Annotated in this window: 16 protein-coding genes and 1 other annotated feature; of the genes, 8 read left to right on the top strand and 8 right to left on the bottom strand. The window is 45.9% G+C overall.

Going from position 1 to position 14,222, the window contains the following annotated elements; all coding sequences use genetic code 11:
- Positions 1–101: 101 nt before the first annotated feature.
- On the top strand, positions 102–1,109 hold the full coding sequence (locus B0H94_RS01765) for an NAD(P)/FAD-dependent oxidoreductase (protein WP_106587526.1): 1,008 nt from the start codon (positions 102–104) through the stop codon (positions 1,107–1,109).
- Between the two features lie 38 nt (positions 1,110–1,147).
- Here B0H94_RS01765 and proC read toward each other — a convergent pair whose 3' ends face one another.
- From proC to proB, 3 genes are read right to left on the bottom strand one after another with little or no spacing between them, the layout of a single operon-like run.
- Positions 1,148–1,984 (bottom strand): pyrroline-5-carboxylate reductase, encoded by an 837-nt coding sequence (proC, locus tag B0H94_RS01760; RefSeq protein ID WP_106587525.1) that lies wholly within the window; start codon positions 1,982–1,984, stop codon positions 1,148–1,150.
- Positions 1,985–1,996: 12 nt separating this feature from the next.
- Positions 1,997–3,244: a glutamate-5-semialdehyde dehydrogenase gene (locus B0H94_RS01755; RefSeq protein WP_106587524.1), complete on the bottom strand. Its 1,248-nt coding sequence runs from the start codon at positions 3,242–3,244 to the stop codon at positions 1,997–1,999.
- A 1-nt stretch (position 3,245) separates the two neighbouring features.
- A complete protein-coding gene (gene proB, locus B0H94_RS01750; protein WP_106587523.1) occupies positions 3,246–4,364 on the bottom strand; it encodes a glutamate 5-kinase in 1,119 nt (372 codons plus the stop codon).
- A gap of 66 nt (positions 4,365–4,430) precedes the next feature.
- Positions 4,431–4,637, bottom strand: a binding site (T-box leader).
- 147 nt (positions 4,638–4,784) lie between these two features.
- Here proB and B0H94_RS01745 point away from each other — a divergent pair.
- Positions 4,785–5,045, top strand: a complete 261-nt coding sequence (locus B0H94_RS01745; RefSeq protein ID WP_106587522.1) for a hypothetical protein — start codon at positions 4,785–4,787, stop codon at positions 5,043–5,045.
- A 40-nt stretch (positions 5,046–5,085) separates the two neighbouring features.
- Here B0H94_RS01745 and B0H94_RS01740 read toward each other — a convergent pair whose 3' ends face one another.
- Complete coding sequence (locus tag B0H94_RS01740) at positions 5,086–5,385, bottom strand: hypothetical protein (RefSeq protein WP_106587521.1); 300 nt, start codon at positions 5,383–5,385, stop codon at positions 5,086–5,088.
- Positions 5,375–6,868, bottom strand: a complete 1,494-nt coding sequence (locus tag B0H94_RS01735; protein ID WP_106587520.1) for a phytoene desaturase family protein — start codon at positions 6,866–6,868, stop codon at positions 5,375–5,377. The genes B0H94_RS01740 and B0H94_RS01735 overlap by 11 nt, the downstream gene beginning before the upstream one ends.
- A gap of 75 nt (positions 6,869–6,943) precedes the next feature.
- Here B0H94_RS01735 and B0H94_RS01730 point away from each other — a divergent pair, with 75 nt between their 5' ends.
- Positions 6,944–7,210: a YlbG family protein gene (locus tag B0H94_RS01730; protein WP_106587519.1), complete on the top strand. Its 267-nt coding sequence runs from the start codon at positions 6,944–6,946 to the stop codon at positions 7,208–7,210.
- Here the strand turns inward: B0H94_RS01730 and B0H94_RS01725 are convergent, their stop codons facing one another.
- Positions 7,211–7,597 (bottom strand): DUF7147 family protein, encoded by a 387-nt coding sequence (locus tag B0H94_RS01725; RefSeq protein WP_106587518.1) that lies wholly within the window; start codon positions 7,595–7,597, stop codon positions 7,211–7,213.
- A 537-nt stretch (positions 7,598–8,134) separates the two neighbouring features.
- On the opposite strand from B0H94_RS01725, the gene rsmD reads away from it, so the two are divergent.
- Both rsmD and coaD read left to right on the top strand, forming a co-directional pair.
- Positions 8,135–8,719, top strand: a complete 585-nt coding sequence (gene rsmD, locus B0H94_RS01715) for a 16S rRNA (guanine(966)-N(2))-methyltransferase RsmD (RefSeq protein WP_106587516.1) — start codon at positions 8,135–8,137, stop codon at positions 8,717–8,719.
- A complete protein-coding gene (gene coaD, locus B0H94_RS01710; RefSeq protein WP_106587515.1) occupies positions 8,716–9,195 on the top strand; it encodes a pantetheine-phosphate adenylyltransferase in 480 nt (159 codons plus the stop codon). Before rsmD ends, coaD begins: the two co-directional genes overlap by 4 nt.
- 6 nt (positions 9,196–9,201) lie before the next feature.
- Here the strand turns inward: coaD and ylbJ are convergent, their stop codons facing one another.
- Positions 9,202–10,359: a sporulation integral membrane protein YlbJ gene (gene ylbJ / locus B0H94_RS01705; protein ID WP_181315206.1), complete on the bottom strand. Its 1,158-nt coding sequence runs from the start codon at positions 10,357–10,359 to the stop codon at positions 9,202–9,204.
- A 110-nt stretch (positions 10,360–10,469) separates the two neighbouring features.
- Between ylbJ and B0H94_RS01700 the strand changes: the two genes are divergently transcribed.
- Both B0H94_RS01700 and B0H94_RS01695 read left to right on the top strand, forming a co-directional pair.
- Positions 10,470–11,264, top strand: coding sequence for a patatin-like phospholipase family protein (locus B0H94_RS01700; protein WP_106587513.1), 795 nt, complete (start codon positions 10,470–10,472; stop codon positions 11,262–11,264).
- Positions 11,254–12,294, top strand: a complete 1,041-nt coding sequence (locus B0H94_RS01695; protein ID WP_106587512.1) for a YlbL family protein — start codon at positions 11,254–11,256, stop codon at positions 12,292–12,294. The genes B0H94_RS01700 and B0H94_RS01695 overlap by 11 nt, the downstream gene beginning before the upstream one ends.
- 29 nt (positions 12,295–12,323) lie before the next feature.
- Here the strand turns inward: B0H94_RS01695 and B0H94_RS01690 are convergent, their stop codons facing one another.
- A complete protein-coding gene (locus tag B0H94_RS01690; RefSeq protein WP_181315205.1) occupies positions 12,324–13,544 on the bottom strand; it encodes a nucleotidyltransferase in 1,221 nt (406 codons plus the stop codon).
- A 114-nt stretch (positions 13,545–13,658) separates the two neighbouring features.
- On the opposite strand from B0H94_RS01690, the gene B0H94_RS01685 reads away from it, so the two are divergent.
- Entirely contained in the window at positions 13,659–14,195 is a 537-nt protein-coding gene (locus tag B0H94_RS01685; protein ID WP_106587510.1) for a YceD family protein, read from the top strand.
- Positions 14,196–14,222 lie beyond the last annotated feature (27 nt).

Here is a 14,222-nt window from a genome sequence, read left to right as displayed (position 1 = left end):
GCTGCCTTTCAAGGCGTAAACATCGCTTTCTATTTTACTAAACAATCATACCGCGATAAAGTAAAAGAATAGTGACAATTGTAAGAGAGGGCGGATAGATCATGATCAACGCAGATACAATCATTATAGGCGCAGGATTGGCTGGTTGGAGTGCGTATCAAGAGATGCGAAGTGATAAGAAGGTGCTCGTCTTTGATAAAGCAAAAAGTCCTGGCGGCCGGATGGCAACGCGGCGCATTTTTGACGGTCAGGCGGATCACGGTGCTCAATTTTTCACAGCACGAAGCAGCTGGATGAAAGCGTGGGTGGAGGAACAAGTCAAAAGCGGACGTGTAGAAGAGTGGTGCCGGGGTTTTTGGCAAGCAGCGCATGCTGAGCGCTTTGAAGAAGACATGACACTGAACGCTGACGGCTACCCGAGGTATCGGGCGGTTGACGGGATGGCGCCGTTATTGAAGTACCTTTGGCAAGATTGTGACATGTTATATACAGGCTTTGAACTTGTTAATGTGCAAGAAGAGAGCGGTTGCTGGCATTTGAGCTTTGAAACGCAAAATGGAGAATTAGAGACAGTAAGCGCAGCCAACGTTTTGTTTACGATGCCGCTGCCGCAGGCGAAGCGTTTGTTTGAGGCAAGTGGCTTACAGGGGCTTTCACAAGCAGCATCTGGAAGGGCGTTTTCACCTTGCCTTGCTTTAATTGCTGCTGCAGATGAGCCGGCGTTAAAAGCACCAGCCGGACTTCAATTCCATGAAGGTCCGTTACAGTTTATAGCTGATAATAAGTTAAAAGGGGTATCAGCGACACACGTTGTAACCGTACACGGCAGTGAGTCGTTTTCTAAAGCTTGGTTTGACGTAGATGATGACGAAGTGAAAGTTAAAATGCATGAACTTGCTTCTCCATGGCTTGATACAGTTTTGCGTGAAAGTGTGGTCAAACGATGGCGCTATGCGAAGCCGATAAACCCTGCTGGCGAAGGATCGGTTTTGCATACAACAAAAACTGGCGCAACCGCAGCATTTGCCGGGGACGCATTTTTTAATGGGAAAGTTGAAGGAGCTTTGTTGTCAGGTAAAGAAGCAGCTGAACGCCTTCATACGATATAAATAGAGAAAAGAGCCCCGTTATAATAACGAGGCTCTTTTTAAAGTTTTGGCTCTGGCGCCGGCCGGCCGAGTTCGTCAGCTTTTTGCTTTGCTTGAAGTACAGCTTCACGAAGCGTTTGTTGAAATGCTTTTGATTTTAAAACTTCAAAAGCAGCTTCAGTTGTTCCACCTGGGCTCATCACTTCTTTGTAAAGTTCGCCGGCAGTTTTATCCGACTGTTCTAGGCGGATGGCTGCGCCATACATCGTTTGAATGATGAGCTCCCTTGCTTCTTCTTTACTTAGCCCCGCTTCAGTCGCAGCTTCTTCCATCGCCTCACACGCTGCATAAAAGTAAGCTGGACCGCTGCCGGACACGCCGGTTACAGCATTCATCTTATCTTCTGTTGTACACGTCACAGTGCCAATCGCAGAAAATAAGAGCCGTGCAGTGTCGACGTCTTTTTTAGCGGCTGCTGTACCTTGACATAGCGCCGTTGCAGAAGCAGCAACTTTTGCGGAAGTATTTGGCATCGCACGTACAACGGCAACATGATCTTTTAAGTCCGCTTCGATCGTTGAAGTTGCAACACCGGCAAGGACAGAGATGACGAGCTTACTGTTGTCGATTTGATTTGTAAGGTGCGGCAGCGCGTCCTGAAGATGTTTCGGCTTCATTGCAAGTACAATAATATCAGCAGCTGCAACTGCCTCTACAACTTGATCTGTTGTGTTTACGCCATAGATATTTTCAAGTTCGGTCAGGCGGCTTTCATCGGACTTGTTCGTTACCGTGATCTGCTCGCTTGTAAGCAGTTCTTCGCGAATAAACCCGCCGATTAAAGATTCAGCCATAGAACCGGCACCGAGAAAGAGCACCTTTTTTTCATTTAACATGACGGGATCCTCCTATTCTTTAATCTGTCCATTGCCGCGTACCAAGTATTTACTGGCTGTAAGAGCTTCTAATCCCATTGGACCGCGCACGTGCATCTTTTGTGTGCTGATCCCGATTTCTGCACCGAAGCCAAATTCATTTCCATCGGTAAAACGTGTAGAGGCGTTATGGTATAAGGCCGCAGCGTCAATTCGTGCCATAAATTCATCAGCTGCTCCGGTTTCTTCAGTTACGATCGCTTCAGAATGACCTGTGCCGTACGTTTGAATATGGCGGATCGCGTCATTTAAAGATGGGACGGTACGAATGGCAACCGTTAAGTTTAAATATTCTTCGTGCCAATCGTTCGTTTCAGCAGGAGTTATGCCGTCAAAGTGGGCCTGCATATAATCATCACCTCGAATGGCAACCCCTTTTGCTTTCAACTCCTCAACAAGGGATGCTGCGTATTGATCAGCCCAGTCGCGGTGAATCAAAACCGTTTCACATGCGTTACAGACAGAAGGGCGGTCGGTTTTAGCGTTAACAGCAATCTGAACTCCCATCCGGTCATCTGCACTTTCATCAATGTAAACGTGACAGTTGCCTACCCCGGTTTCAAGGACAGGAACCGAAGCGTTTTTCACAACATGTTGAATTAAGCTGGCACCTCCGCGGGGGATAATCACATCCAGGTCTTCTGTTAAATGCAGCATTTCATGCGCCGCTTCACGGCTTGTATCTTCAACGAGCTGCAGTGCAAGTGATGGTAGCTTCGTCTCATCAAGGGCCCGGTGCAGCACATCAACGATGGCTTTGTTCGTTTGAAACGCTGAAGAACTACCACGCAAAAGTACCGGGTTGCCGGATTTTAAGCAGAGCGCGCTAGCGTCAGCTGTAACGTTTGGACGGGCTTCATAAATCATGCCAATGACACCGAGCGGCACGCGAACTTCTTCAATTTGAATACCGTTTGGCCGCTCCCATGTTCGGACCGTATCGCCAATTGGGTCAGGAAGTTTTTTTACTTCGCGTACACCTTCAGCGATGGAGTGAATACGTTCTTTTGTTAGGGCAAGACGGTCGAGTAATGCTTCACTTAACCCATTTTCTCTTCCCGCCTGCATATCTTTTTCATTCTCTGCAAGAATCCAGGAAGCTTCTTTTGTTAACGCTGTAGCCATAGCTTCAAGGGCGTCGTCTTTTTCTTCGCGGCTTAAAAGTGCAAGCTGCTCTTTTGCGCTTTTTGCGGCTTTGGCTTTTTTCATTACGCTGGACATATTACATCCGCTCCTTTTCTTTTGGGGCCCACTCATCTTGATGGATAACTTCAGCCCGTGACGTTTGGATTCGTTCTAATGCATAAGCCGAAGGAAGACCTTTGACTTCATCAAGCTCGTTACGGCTCATATTGACTTGGCCGCGTCCAATCACTTGCTTTTTTTCGTTTTTCACTTGAACAACATCCCCAGCTGCAAATGAGCCAAAGACTTCTGTAACGCCGACAGGTAAAAGACTTTTGCCTTTTTGTAAGATTGCTTCTTCTGCACCAGCATCAATTGTTATCATTCCAGAGGCTTCAGAGTGAAGGGAGACCCATTGTTTTTTGCTCGATAATCCAGGTGTGACCGAGTGGCCGATATAAGTTCCGCTTCCTTTCCCTTCCAAAATGTCAAATAGAAAGTCTGTGCCTTCTTTTTTACCGATAAAAACATTGATACCTAAAGAAACAGCGCGCTCGGCTGCCTCAAGTTTCGAACGCATTCCTCCAGTTCCAACGTTTGAACCGCTTTGACCTGCACTTTCTAAAAGAGATTTTGTTACATCCGGGAGAAAGTGGTATTTTTTTGCCTCCAAATTTTCCTTTGGATTTTTGTCATAAATCCCATCAATATCTGTGAGTAAAAATAAATAGCGGGCGTGAAGCAGACCGGCGACTAACGCTGACAGCATATCGTTATCGCCAAAGGTTAAAGCATCAACCGATACGGTGTCATTCTCATTAATAATGGGGATAATATCCCGCTTTAACAATTCCGAAAGTGTTGTGTACATGTTTTGGTACTGGACTTTGTCTGCAAAGTTATGCCTCGTTAACAAATGTTGACTTGCGGTTAATCCGTGAGCATTAAAAGCAGAACTGTACGCCTGCATGAGCTGACCTTGGCCGATGGCTGCAGCTGCCTGTTTTCCTTGGGTCGTTACCGGCCGGGTAGGGTAACCTAAGTCGTAAAATCCAGCAGCTACCGCACCACTTGAAACAAGAATCACTTCGTGTCCTGCTTTTTTTAACCGGGCAGCGGCATCCACGTAAGCGTCAAGCTGGGTTCGTGATAACCCGCCTTGTTCATTCGCAAGTGAGCTGCTGCCGATTTTTACTACAATTCGTTCTCTAGCCAATGCTTTCTCTCCCTTCAAATCCAAAAAAGTGAAGCAGGTAAATAGAAAAAGCTTTCCATCCTTGATCACAAGGACGGAAAGCTTTTCCGCGGTACCACCTTTATTGAGAAAGCATAAGCTTTCTCCACTTCAGTTCCTTTAACGCAGGAGACGGGTATACAACCTAGCTCCGGGGCAGGTTCTGCAGAATCAGTGGCATAGAGCCTTACAGCCAGTGGGCTCTACTCTCTGGGGCTTAATTATCCGCATACTATTCCCTTTCACAGCTATTCCAAGATGAAGTTTTTCTACCGTAAAGTTTGTTTTATACTGTATCATGAACATGTTAGGTTTGCAACGGCATTTTTTGTGTGTCAGGCTCGCATTCGAGCTGAAATTTGTGTAAACTAAAAGAGCATTATATTGAAGAGGTGACACGCTATGAGTTTTCAAAAAGGTATTGTTATTACCGGGCTGGCACTGCTTGTTGGCTGGGTCATTGCGTTAATTGCCCAGTGGGAGCGTTACGGGGCCCTTGATTTTGTCATCGGAAGTATTTTTATGGCAGTCTGCATTGCTCTTTTTATTTGGATGACAGTGCAGGGCAAAGAAGGAAAAAATCTTCGTTTAATTAACGGCATTTTACTCACTGTCGGCGTTGTTTCTGCTGTATCGGCTTTAGGGCTGGCTGTAACGATGTAAAATTGTTAAGCTGCACCGCCTGTTTAGGTGGTGCAGCTTTTTAAATATTTTTGAAGCGGACACAATCCGTGCAGCCATTGCCGCAGCAAAATCGTTTCCGCTGTGGAACTCGTACATCGAGGCGGTAAACAATCACATCTTGATCTTCGCGAATTTGAGTGATGTCACATGATAATAGTTTTCCGCGCATTGTGCTTGAAGCCGCTGCACGTAAGACCTCCAAATGATTGTTGTACGTACGATCGATATAAATAAATAAAGCACCGGCAAGTTCACGGCTTGACCAAGCTTCGGCAGGCATCTCTTTTGAAAACTTAGAAAAAAATAAGTTATAGATCATACAAAAGTTCCTCCATCGCTGTAAAGGATAGGCCGGTTACCGCTTCAAATGCGTGAATGCCGCTGTAGGTGACTCCCATCGTACTTGCCCCAGGAAAGACAGAGTCTCCGCACATGTATAAGCCTTTAACGGGCGTCTGTACACTTAAAGCACCACGAACTGCCTCACTCCTAGTCACGGGAAACCCTCCAACCATTCCGGAAGGCCGCCTCGTAAACGCTTCCCAAGTTTTTGGTGAAGCAGAGAAGGCGTGCTGAATTCCTTCATAAACTTCAGGCTGTTTTGCTTGCAGCTGGGTATAAATCGTTTCTTCAATCTGCGATTTTTGATCATTATTCTCTATCCAGCTTCTTGGATTGGTGTGAGTAGAGATTGTGAAGCTTCGTAAACCTGCTGGTGCACGTGTTTCATCATCACGGCTCGAAATGGATAAAAAGAAATGTTCTCCGTTCGTTTTGCCGCCGGGAACCGTAATATGCTGGGTGTAAAGTGAAGTATTACGGAGATAAGTTTCGTCAATTGCGCCATACATCGTGCACGAACTCCAAATCGCTTGACTTGCTTTTTGACGCCACTTTACTGTCAACTTTGTGAATAAAGCCGCATCAAGTAAATCACAAAGAGACTGGACAGGCACGTTTAATATCACTTGCCTGGCTTGAATCGATCGGCCGTCTTCGGTCTGCAAAGTAAACCCATCGCGCGATTTGGTGACCGAATGGACTGGTTCATGTTTATAAATCGAGTTACCGCCACTTTCAATAACATCTCCCAAAGTTTCAGCGATTTGACTTAAGCCGCCGTAAACATAGTGGCTCCCGCTATGATAAACATCGAGTGCGTATAAGCCGAATAAGGCAGAGCAATGTCTCGTGTCTGTCTGCATACTGTCAATCAATTGACCATCTAAATAGTCAATAAAATCAGGGTCTAGCGCACCATGATGCTTTAATACACTATAAACCGTTTGAGATAAAAGTGGAACAAGTTTGCGGGTTTTCCACGAGCTGCCGCGAAGCCAGCGTTTTACATCTTCCATGTTCTTCATGGGAAAGCGCGGGAAGTGCTGCATCATTTGCTTTATCGTACTGCCGATTTGAAAAACATAAGCATAAAATGAGGCAATGCCGCTTGAAATTTCAGGGAAATAAGCTTGCAGGTTCTGAACGTGTGCCTCGCGGTCGGCTTTGACTTGTATCGTAAAATGCGGATGCTTAACCTCCATAACCGGATCAACTGGGAATGATTGAATCTCTCGGCCGAGGACGTGCATTAAACGTTGATGCACGCCATTAGGCTGAAAACCTAGACCTAACGTGGCACCGACAGGGTAAGCAAAAGCACCGCGTGAAAAAGCGCCTGCACAGCCACCGAGGGCACCGCTTGCTTCAAACAACCCTACAGAACGGCCGGTTTTTGTTAATAGTGAAGCGCACGTCAAACCACCGATTCCTGCGCCTATGACAACAGTGTCAAATTTCATGCCGGTGACCTCCTTCGTTTGTCGCAAACTGATACCCGTGCTAGACTGAATGAAAACAAGTAAGAGGTGAAAGGTATGTATCAAAAGCGGCAGGGGCTCGCTGTCTGGTTGAAATCAACGAAAAAAGTAAGGCAGCTCCGCAAATACGGTCTTGTCCATTATGTCTCAAAACGCATGAAATACGCTGTTTTATATTGTGACTTAGGTGAAGAAGAAGATGTGGTGCAGGCGCTTGCTTCCCTTTCTTTTGTTACGGATGTACAGCGGTCTCCACGTACGGAGCTGAACTTTGATTTTGCGGCTGCCTTTCAAGAAGAAAAAGCAAAAATGGAGCAATCGTAACTACTGCCAGCGAGGTATAAGTAAATTCATGCGTAACACGCCGATCAAATGTTGATAAAACAGATCGCGTTCATAAAACTCGCTTGAAGGCTTAACTGCAAAAGAAGCCAGCGGCACATGGTGTTTTTCTGCAGCGGCTTCAATCATCCGGCTCCGTTCATTTGCTTGATCTTCTGGGTGAGGGATTCCTTCTAAACAAACGTAAAGCGGCTGGAACTTTCCGCCGGCCGGCGCACATACAAGGATATAAGAAACGACGCGACGCCCGCTTTTTTCCGTTTCAAGACGGAGAAGGTGCTCGGCTGCGTCTTTTTTTGTTTCAATTAGTGAAACGAGCTCATATACGTCTGCCCGGCCTTCACCTAACTCAATAAACTGTTGAATCACTAAGGCGACCTCCTTTTTTTTCTACTGTATCATGAAATATCTTTCAGCGTGTAGAAAAACGACGCTTGGCGTTGCATTTCGGTTTACAACAGTTTTTAGCCGCTTTGAATAGCAGCAGCCGAAGACTCCACAATTATAGCGGTTTTCTCATGAGGAGGTTTTCAACCAGGGTAAGCGAGCAGCGTGACCTTATCGTAAGTTTTGCTTTGTACGTTGGGGAGCGTCTGAACATCTTTAAGCGGCATGAGAAAAGTTTTACGAAAAGACACAACATAAAAAAGCCCCCCGGAACAGGTTGCAGCCTGTCCAGGGGGCAGATATTCCCGCGCAAACGGGAAAAGGGAGAGGAGAAACCAGAGGAAGAACTTTTGGGGGGAGCAAAAGAACTTCGTGGTTCAACAACATGGTGCCATGCTGTTACGCTCATTATGAACCGTTTTCAAGACTTCTATTCACAAATAAGTGCAACGAGATGAAAAAAATGTGACGGGTATGGTAAGATATCATCGTATTTTGAAAAAGAAAGAAGTGTAGCAAATGCGCGTGATTGCTGGAAAACATAAAGGGATGAAATTGCAGGCGCCTTCTGGAAGTACTACGCGGCCGACATCGGATCGTGTGAAAGAAGCGCTGTTTCAAAAGATTGGTCCATATTTTGAAAACGGTATCTGCCTGGATTTATATGCCGGCAGTGGTGGTCTGGGAATTGAAGCTCTTAGCCGTGGAATGAATTGTTGTGTGTTTGTGGAGAAAAATAAGCGTTCCGCAAAGGTTGTTGAGGAAAATATCCAAAAAGCAGGGTTGATGGAAAATAGTGAAGTCATGAGGTTTGACGCTAAGGCAGCACTTACCCGGTTGTTTGACCGGGAAGAAGCTTTTGAGCTTGTTTTTCTAGACCCGCCTTACGCAGATCAGCAGCTAGCAATGGATTTGCAGCTTTTACAAAGTTACCAGCTGCTTCAAAATGGTGCATTCATCGTCTGTGAGCATGATTCAAGTGTAACCCCGCCGGAAGAGGAACAAAATATGGCTGTGATTTATGAAAAATCTTACGGTCAAACCGCAGTAACCATTTACGAATATGATGAAGAGGATCCAGGAAAGGATGGGCATGTGCTATGACGGCAACGGCAGTTTATCCCGGGAGTTTTGACCCTGTAACAAATGGACATATCGATATTATTGAACGTAGCGCAGACGTGTTTGAGCGTGTTGTGGTGGCTGTTTTACATAACCGTAATAAAACACCTTTGTTCTCAATGGAAGAGCGGCTCGAAATGTTAAAGCAGGCGACGGCTCATCTTGATAATGTAGAAATCGATTCGTTTCATGGCCTGCTGATTGATTACATGAAAGAACGGAATGCAAAAGTGATTGTCCGCGGCCTGCGGGCGGTATCTGATTTCGAATACGAAATGCAGGCGGCTTCGATCAACCGTAAATTAAACCCGTCAGTCGAAACCTTTTTTATGATGACGAATAATCAATATTCATATTTAAGTTCAAGTATTGTAAAGGAAGTTGCCAAGTATAACGCAGATGTTTCTGAACTTGTGCCGGAGCCGGTACAATCATACTTGCACGAAAAATTTGAATAAAGTTGATTAAGATTTGAGTAATACAATCCATCGATAAGCTGTATATAAGCATGCAAGCATGACAAAGAAGGCTGGCAGCTGCCACAGTGCAAAACTTTCGGCAGATGGCGTAGATGAAGCTGGCGCTGCAGCCCTGTTTAAAAAGGAATAGAGCGCAATTGATATGAGGGAAGCAAACAGGCCGTGTAAAAGACGTGCTTTCAAATATGTCCCGGCAGGAATACCGGCTGAGCGGGCGATGCTTACGACTTGTGCTTGAATAGATAATCCGCTGAATGCAAGTAAGAAGCTAATGACCATAACTTGAGTTCCAACGGCTGCAGGTATGTCAGCCAATGATTCAATACCTAGCGTCATTTCAAAAATCCCGGTGATAATCCCGGCACTATAGGCAGGTGTACTCCCTGCAAAAGCAAGCAGCCCGGCCCCGGCATAATTGAGCCAAGTTAGCACCCCGAAGCTGTCAGTTAGCGAAAGCAGTACGGAAAAAAAAGTCATAAACCCTCCAATCACAAGAAGGGTTTGTACCGCGTTTTGTACGGCATCCCCAAGCTTTTGTCCAAGGGGACGGTTGTCGCTTAAACCTTCTCGAAATAACTGCTCGAAAGCTTCACGAAGCATAGATCTTTCAGCTTCATGTTCGTAGATTTTTGCATGTGAAAATTTAAAACACCACCCGGTCGCCAAATTCCCTCCGTAATGTGCAATTGCGAGGGTGAGGCCGAGACTTGGATTGTGCATAAAACCTGCTGCAACTGCACCAAAAATAAAAGCAGGATTGGCAGCATTTGTGAAAGCAAGCAGGTGGGCAGCTTCAGCTTTGTTCAGCTTATGTTCATTGTAAAGACGTGCTGTATACTTTGCCCCTGCAGGATATCCAGAGACAAAGCCAAGCGCTAGTGCAAAACCTGCACTTCCCGGCAGACGGAAACTTTTACGCATAAGTGGTTCACATAATACCCCAAGAGCTCCAACGATACCAAAAGCTAATAAAAGTTCAGCCAATACAAAAAAGGGAAGCAGGGTAGGCATGACAGTATCCCACCATATGTACAACCCTCGGTAGGCGCCTTCGTAAGCTTCATCAGGGAACAAAATTAATCCAATCGTAAAAACACCGGCGGTACTGGCATATAACAAAAGAGTAAGTTTAGCAGCAGACACAAAAGCCCCTCCGATCTCATACCGGTTGGTACAAGGTGTTCTGCTGTCATTTGTATGCTTGTTTTGGGTACAATTACACTAGAAAAGTTGTGCATGCAGGAGGTGGGGCGATGGCTGTAAAGGTCGGGTTGGCTCTCGGGTCAGGTGGATCAAGAGGATTAGCACATATCGGGGTTTTAAAAGCTTTTGAAGAAGAAGGGATTCCTGTAGATGCTGCAGCCGGAAGCAGCATGGGTGGTTTAGTGGCAGCACTTTACGGTGTTGGACATGACGCAGACCAATTAAAAAAACTTGCGCTCATGTTCCGAAGAAAATATTACATTGATGTGACTGTGCCGAGGATGGGGTTTGTTTCAGGTGTACGGATTAAACAGCTGCTAAGAATGTTAGCAAAAGAACGTCGGCTAGAGGACCTCGACCGGCCGACAACGGTGGTGGCAGCTGACTTAAAAAGTGGAGAACGGGTGAAATTCACAAAAGGTCCGCTTGAAACGGCGGTTCGTGCAAGTATTGCTATTCCTGGAATCTTTGTCCCTGAGATGGTCGACGGGCGTCCCCTCGTAGATGGAGGCGTGATTGACCGCGTACCTGCAGGTGTTGTGAAAGAAATGGGGATTGATATTACAGTGGCAGTAGATGTGTCATTTTTCAATGCAGAAGCCGAAATTTCATCGATTTATGATGTGATGATGCAAAGCATGGAAATCATGGGACGCGAATTACTCAAGCACCGGGAAATTGACGCAGATATCATGATCCGCCCGGTAACCAGCTATTATCATGCATTTTCATTTGCTGCTGTAGAAGAATTGATTGAACTCGGCTATACAGCTGCGATGGAGCAGATGCCTGCAATTCGTAAAGCGTTAAAACGCGCTGAGGAGGAAAACAAAAATGAAAGATAAACCTCAACAAACATCTAAACTGTTTATACTTATGCTGATTGTGCTCGGCGCGCTCTTAGTTTATCAAATACCACTCCCTTATTTTTACTCTCAACCTGGGGAGGCTGTGTCTACAGGCGATATGATTGAAGTTGAAAACGCTGCTGCAGGTGAAGGTAGCTTCCATTTAACGACGATTAGTCAAAGCCGAGCAAACCCCGTATTGTATATCTGGGCGACGTTTAGTGATTATCGAAACCTTGTATCTGAAGAAGCTGTACTGCAGGAAGGTGAAACAGACGAAGATTATCAACACCGGCAGCAGATGATGATGGAAGGGTCACAGGAGGCTGCGAAAATCGCGGCATACGAAGTGGCTGGCGCAGGTGTTACGGTTGATCCAATAGGAATTTTAGTCAATGGTGTGATTGATGAGATGGACGCTGCAAATCACCTTGAAGTTGGGGACCATATTCAAGAAATGAATGGAGAAAAGGTGGGAACGATTCAAGAAATGAACGATGCACTTGAAGGTGTTGAAGAAGGCGATGAAATTGAGCTCACATTGCTTAGAGATGGAGAAACCATAACATCAACAGTTGTCATCAGTACATTTCCCGAAAGCCGCCAGACCGAAAGTGAAGCAGGGCTTGGAATTGAGTATCCCGTCGCTGACCGTGACGTAACTTTTGATCCACCTGTATCTGTAGATGCCGGCGCTATTGGTGGGCCTTCTGCAGGTTTAATTTTCGCTTTAGAAATCTACGATCAACTTACGGATATAGATGCTGCCGGTGAGCTGCAGGTGGCAGGCACCGGTTCAATTGATGAAACCGGTACTGTTGGTCCTGTAGGTGGTGTGAGCCAGAAAATCGTTGCTTCTGATCGTGATGATATTGATATTTTCTTCACCCCTGATGACCGAGGTGAAGACTTATCAAATCATGATGAAGCCGCAGAAGTTGCTGAAGATATCGGATCAACGATGGAAATTATTCCAGTTGAGACACTGCAGGAAGCTGTTGATTATTTAGAAGAAGCAAGGGAATGATAAGTTGTACTGAAGCTGTTCATGATCATTCATTCGTTCTTGAATATTTGTGTCGTGCGTTCATAACGAACAGGTGTCTCAGCGAATGCTTGCTGATAGGCTCTGATCCGTTCCGTACCGGTGAGCGGAAGCCAGTAAGTTAAGTCTGCTTTATCATCAAGGTGCTCTCGGGCGGAGTCTGCCTGTCCACGGTTTGTTTTAATTGGTTGAGCCGTTGTATGACGAATCATTTTTAAATAAGCCTGGCCGGCTTCGTTCATGCCGAGGAGCCGGGTGGGAGCATCAGTATTCATCGCTTCGTTCATTTCGGCTTTGGTGGTTTGGGTTAAGATATGCACAGCCATACGCTGCAGGCGCGTCCACGTGTAACGTTTCGTTTTGACACGCTGCATCCATTCATGAAACGATTGAGCTTGGCGCGCCGCGTGAGCGGCACGATTTTCAAGTCCCTCTTCAACTTCGTAAATACGCTGAAGCCAGTCCGGCGGCTGTGTTGTAAGTAAGTGCTGTAAAAACGGGTAATAATTTTCCCACGTCATCAATAAACCTTTTTGCAGCTCTGAAAAGGAAGTTTCCGGAAGAAAAGGGGCGGTTTCTTGAAAATCTTCACCCTCACTGAGCATCAGGCGAATGCCTGTCGCACTTTTAATACCGTTTTTGGCACCAGCATCATGATAACCTGCCCCTTGCCGCTGAATTGTGGCTGCTTTCATCGATGGCTTACGGTGGTCAATGGCTTTCATGTAATGAAATCCTAAAATATTATTAGGCTGACTTAAATCTGGAAGACCTTCTGGAGGTTGGAGCGAATGAAAAGCCCGGGATGCTGCCTCTGGGTAACTTATTCCTATTTGTACCTGCTTTTGAATGGCAGTTTGATATTGGTTATTATGAGCTTTCATAAAATGCAAAAGGTCATAAAAAGGTTGAATACGTCCTTGCTCACTACCAAAGCAGATGGTGTCTACGCCGAGGTCAGCTAAAATGCGTACAGCGCCGTCAGCAAAATAAGAAGCGTGCTGTGTACTGAACGTATACGGCAGCTCAACGACAAGGTCAGCTCCGCCGGCTAGTGCCATACGCGTCCGTGATCTTTTATGAATGAGTGCAGGTTCGCCCCGTTGTAAAAATGAACCGCTCATCACTGCAACCAAAATGTCGGCTTTTGTGGTTTCCCGTGTTTTTTGTAAATGATAAAGGTGACCGTTGTGAAACGGATTGTACTCAACGATAACGCCGGTAATATTCATTGTGGCAGCTCCTTTGTACATTCGTTAGCACTCATTGTAATGTAAAGAAAATATGTTGACAAACGACAGATAAGACCGCTATAATTACTCATGTTGTTCTGAGGTGATCTTCATATGAGATGGACCATTCAGCAGTTATTGGCTAAACAGAAATCAGGGATCGATGTAGAAACAACCGTTGACATCAGCGAGATTGTTGAACGCGACCGCGAACTGATTGCCATCACGCCTGTTGATGTACAAGGTCGTGGTGAAGTGGATCGGGATATTGCATCGTTTAAACTCCGGCTTCAAGGAACAATGACGCTGCCTTGTTCACGAACGCTTGCAGAAACACCTTACCCGTTCGATGTGGAGATGGAAGAGCGCTTCCGTCTCGATGGAGAGCCGGTGCCTGATGATGATGTGAATTTTCATGAACCTGAAAATGGGATCGTGAATTTGACACCTTACATCAAAGAAAACGTGCTGCTTGCGCTACCAATGCAGGTGTTTGCTGACGGCGAAGAGGGTGAAGCACCACAGACGGGCAGGGACTGGGAAGTTGTTACCCAGGATGAACTCGTTGAGCGCCGCTCTGAAGCATCTGAGGCAGAGGAAGGTAAAGTAGATCCACGTCTTGCTGACTTAGCCAAGTATTTTGACAAGTAAGCAAACCAAGTTGGTAATTCAGCTTGA

This window comes from Salsuginibacillus halophilus, assembly GCF_003014715.1.
Lineage (GTDB): Bacteria > Bacillota > Bacilli > Bacillales > Marinococcaceae > Salsuginibacillus > Salsuginibacillus halophilus.
This window is presented reverse-complemented; position numbering and strand designations above follow the sequence as displayed.

Coding starts and splice junctions, on each gene's coding strand:
- B0H94_RS01695 (WP_106587512.1), top strand. CDS start 11,254: ATGAAAGATAAACCTCAACAAACATCTAAACTGTTTATACTTATGCTG.
- B0H94_RS01730 (WP_106587519.1), top strand. CDS start 6,944: ATGTATCAAAAGCGGCAGGGGCTCGCTGTCTGGTTGAAATCAACGAAA.
- coaD (WP_106587515.1), top strand. CDS start 8,716: ATGACGGCAACGGCAGTTTATCCCGGGAGTTTTGACCCTGTAACAAAT.
- B0H94_RS01735 (WP_106587520.1), bottom strand. CDS start 6,868: ATGAAATTTGACACTGTTGTCATAGGCGCAGGAATCGGTGGTTTGACG.
- B0H94_RS01765 (WP_106587526.1), top strand. CDS start 102: ATGATCAACGCAGATACAATCATTATAGGCGCAGGATTGGCTGGTTGG.
- proC (WP_106587525.1), bottom strand. CDS start 1,984: ATGTTAAATGAAAAAAAGGTGCTCTTTCTCGGTGCCGGTTCTATGGCT.
- B0H94_RS01740 (WP_106587521.1), bottom strand. CDS start 5,385: ATGATCTATAACTTATTTTTTTCTAAGTTTTCAAAAGAGATGCCTGCC.
- B0H94_RS01685 (WP_106587510.1), top strand. CDS start 13,659: ATGAGATGGACCATTCAGCAGTTATTGGCTAAACAGAAATCAGGGATC.
- B0H94_RS01755 (WP_106587524.1), bottom strand. CDS start 3,244: ATGTCCAGCGTAATGAAAAAAGCCAAAGCCGCAAAAAGCGCAAAAGAG.
- rsmD (WP_106587516.1), top strand. CDS start 8,135: ATGCGCGTGATTGCTGGAAAACATAAAGGGATGAAATTGCAGGCGCCT.
- B0H94_RS01745 (WP_106587522.1), top strand. CDS start 4,785: ATGAGTTTTCAAAAAGGTATTGTTATTACCGGGCTGGCACTGCTTGTT.
- B0H94_RS01690 (WP_181315205.1), bottom strand. CDS start 13,544: ATGAATATTACCGGCGTTATCGTTGAGTACAATCCGTTTCACAACGGT.
- B0H94_RS01700 (WP_106587513.1), top strand. CDS start 10,470: ATGGCTGTAAAGGTCGGGTTGGCTCTCGGGTCAGGTGGATCAAGAGGA.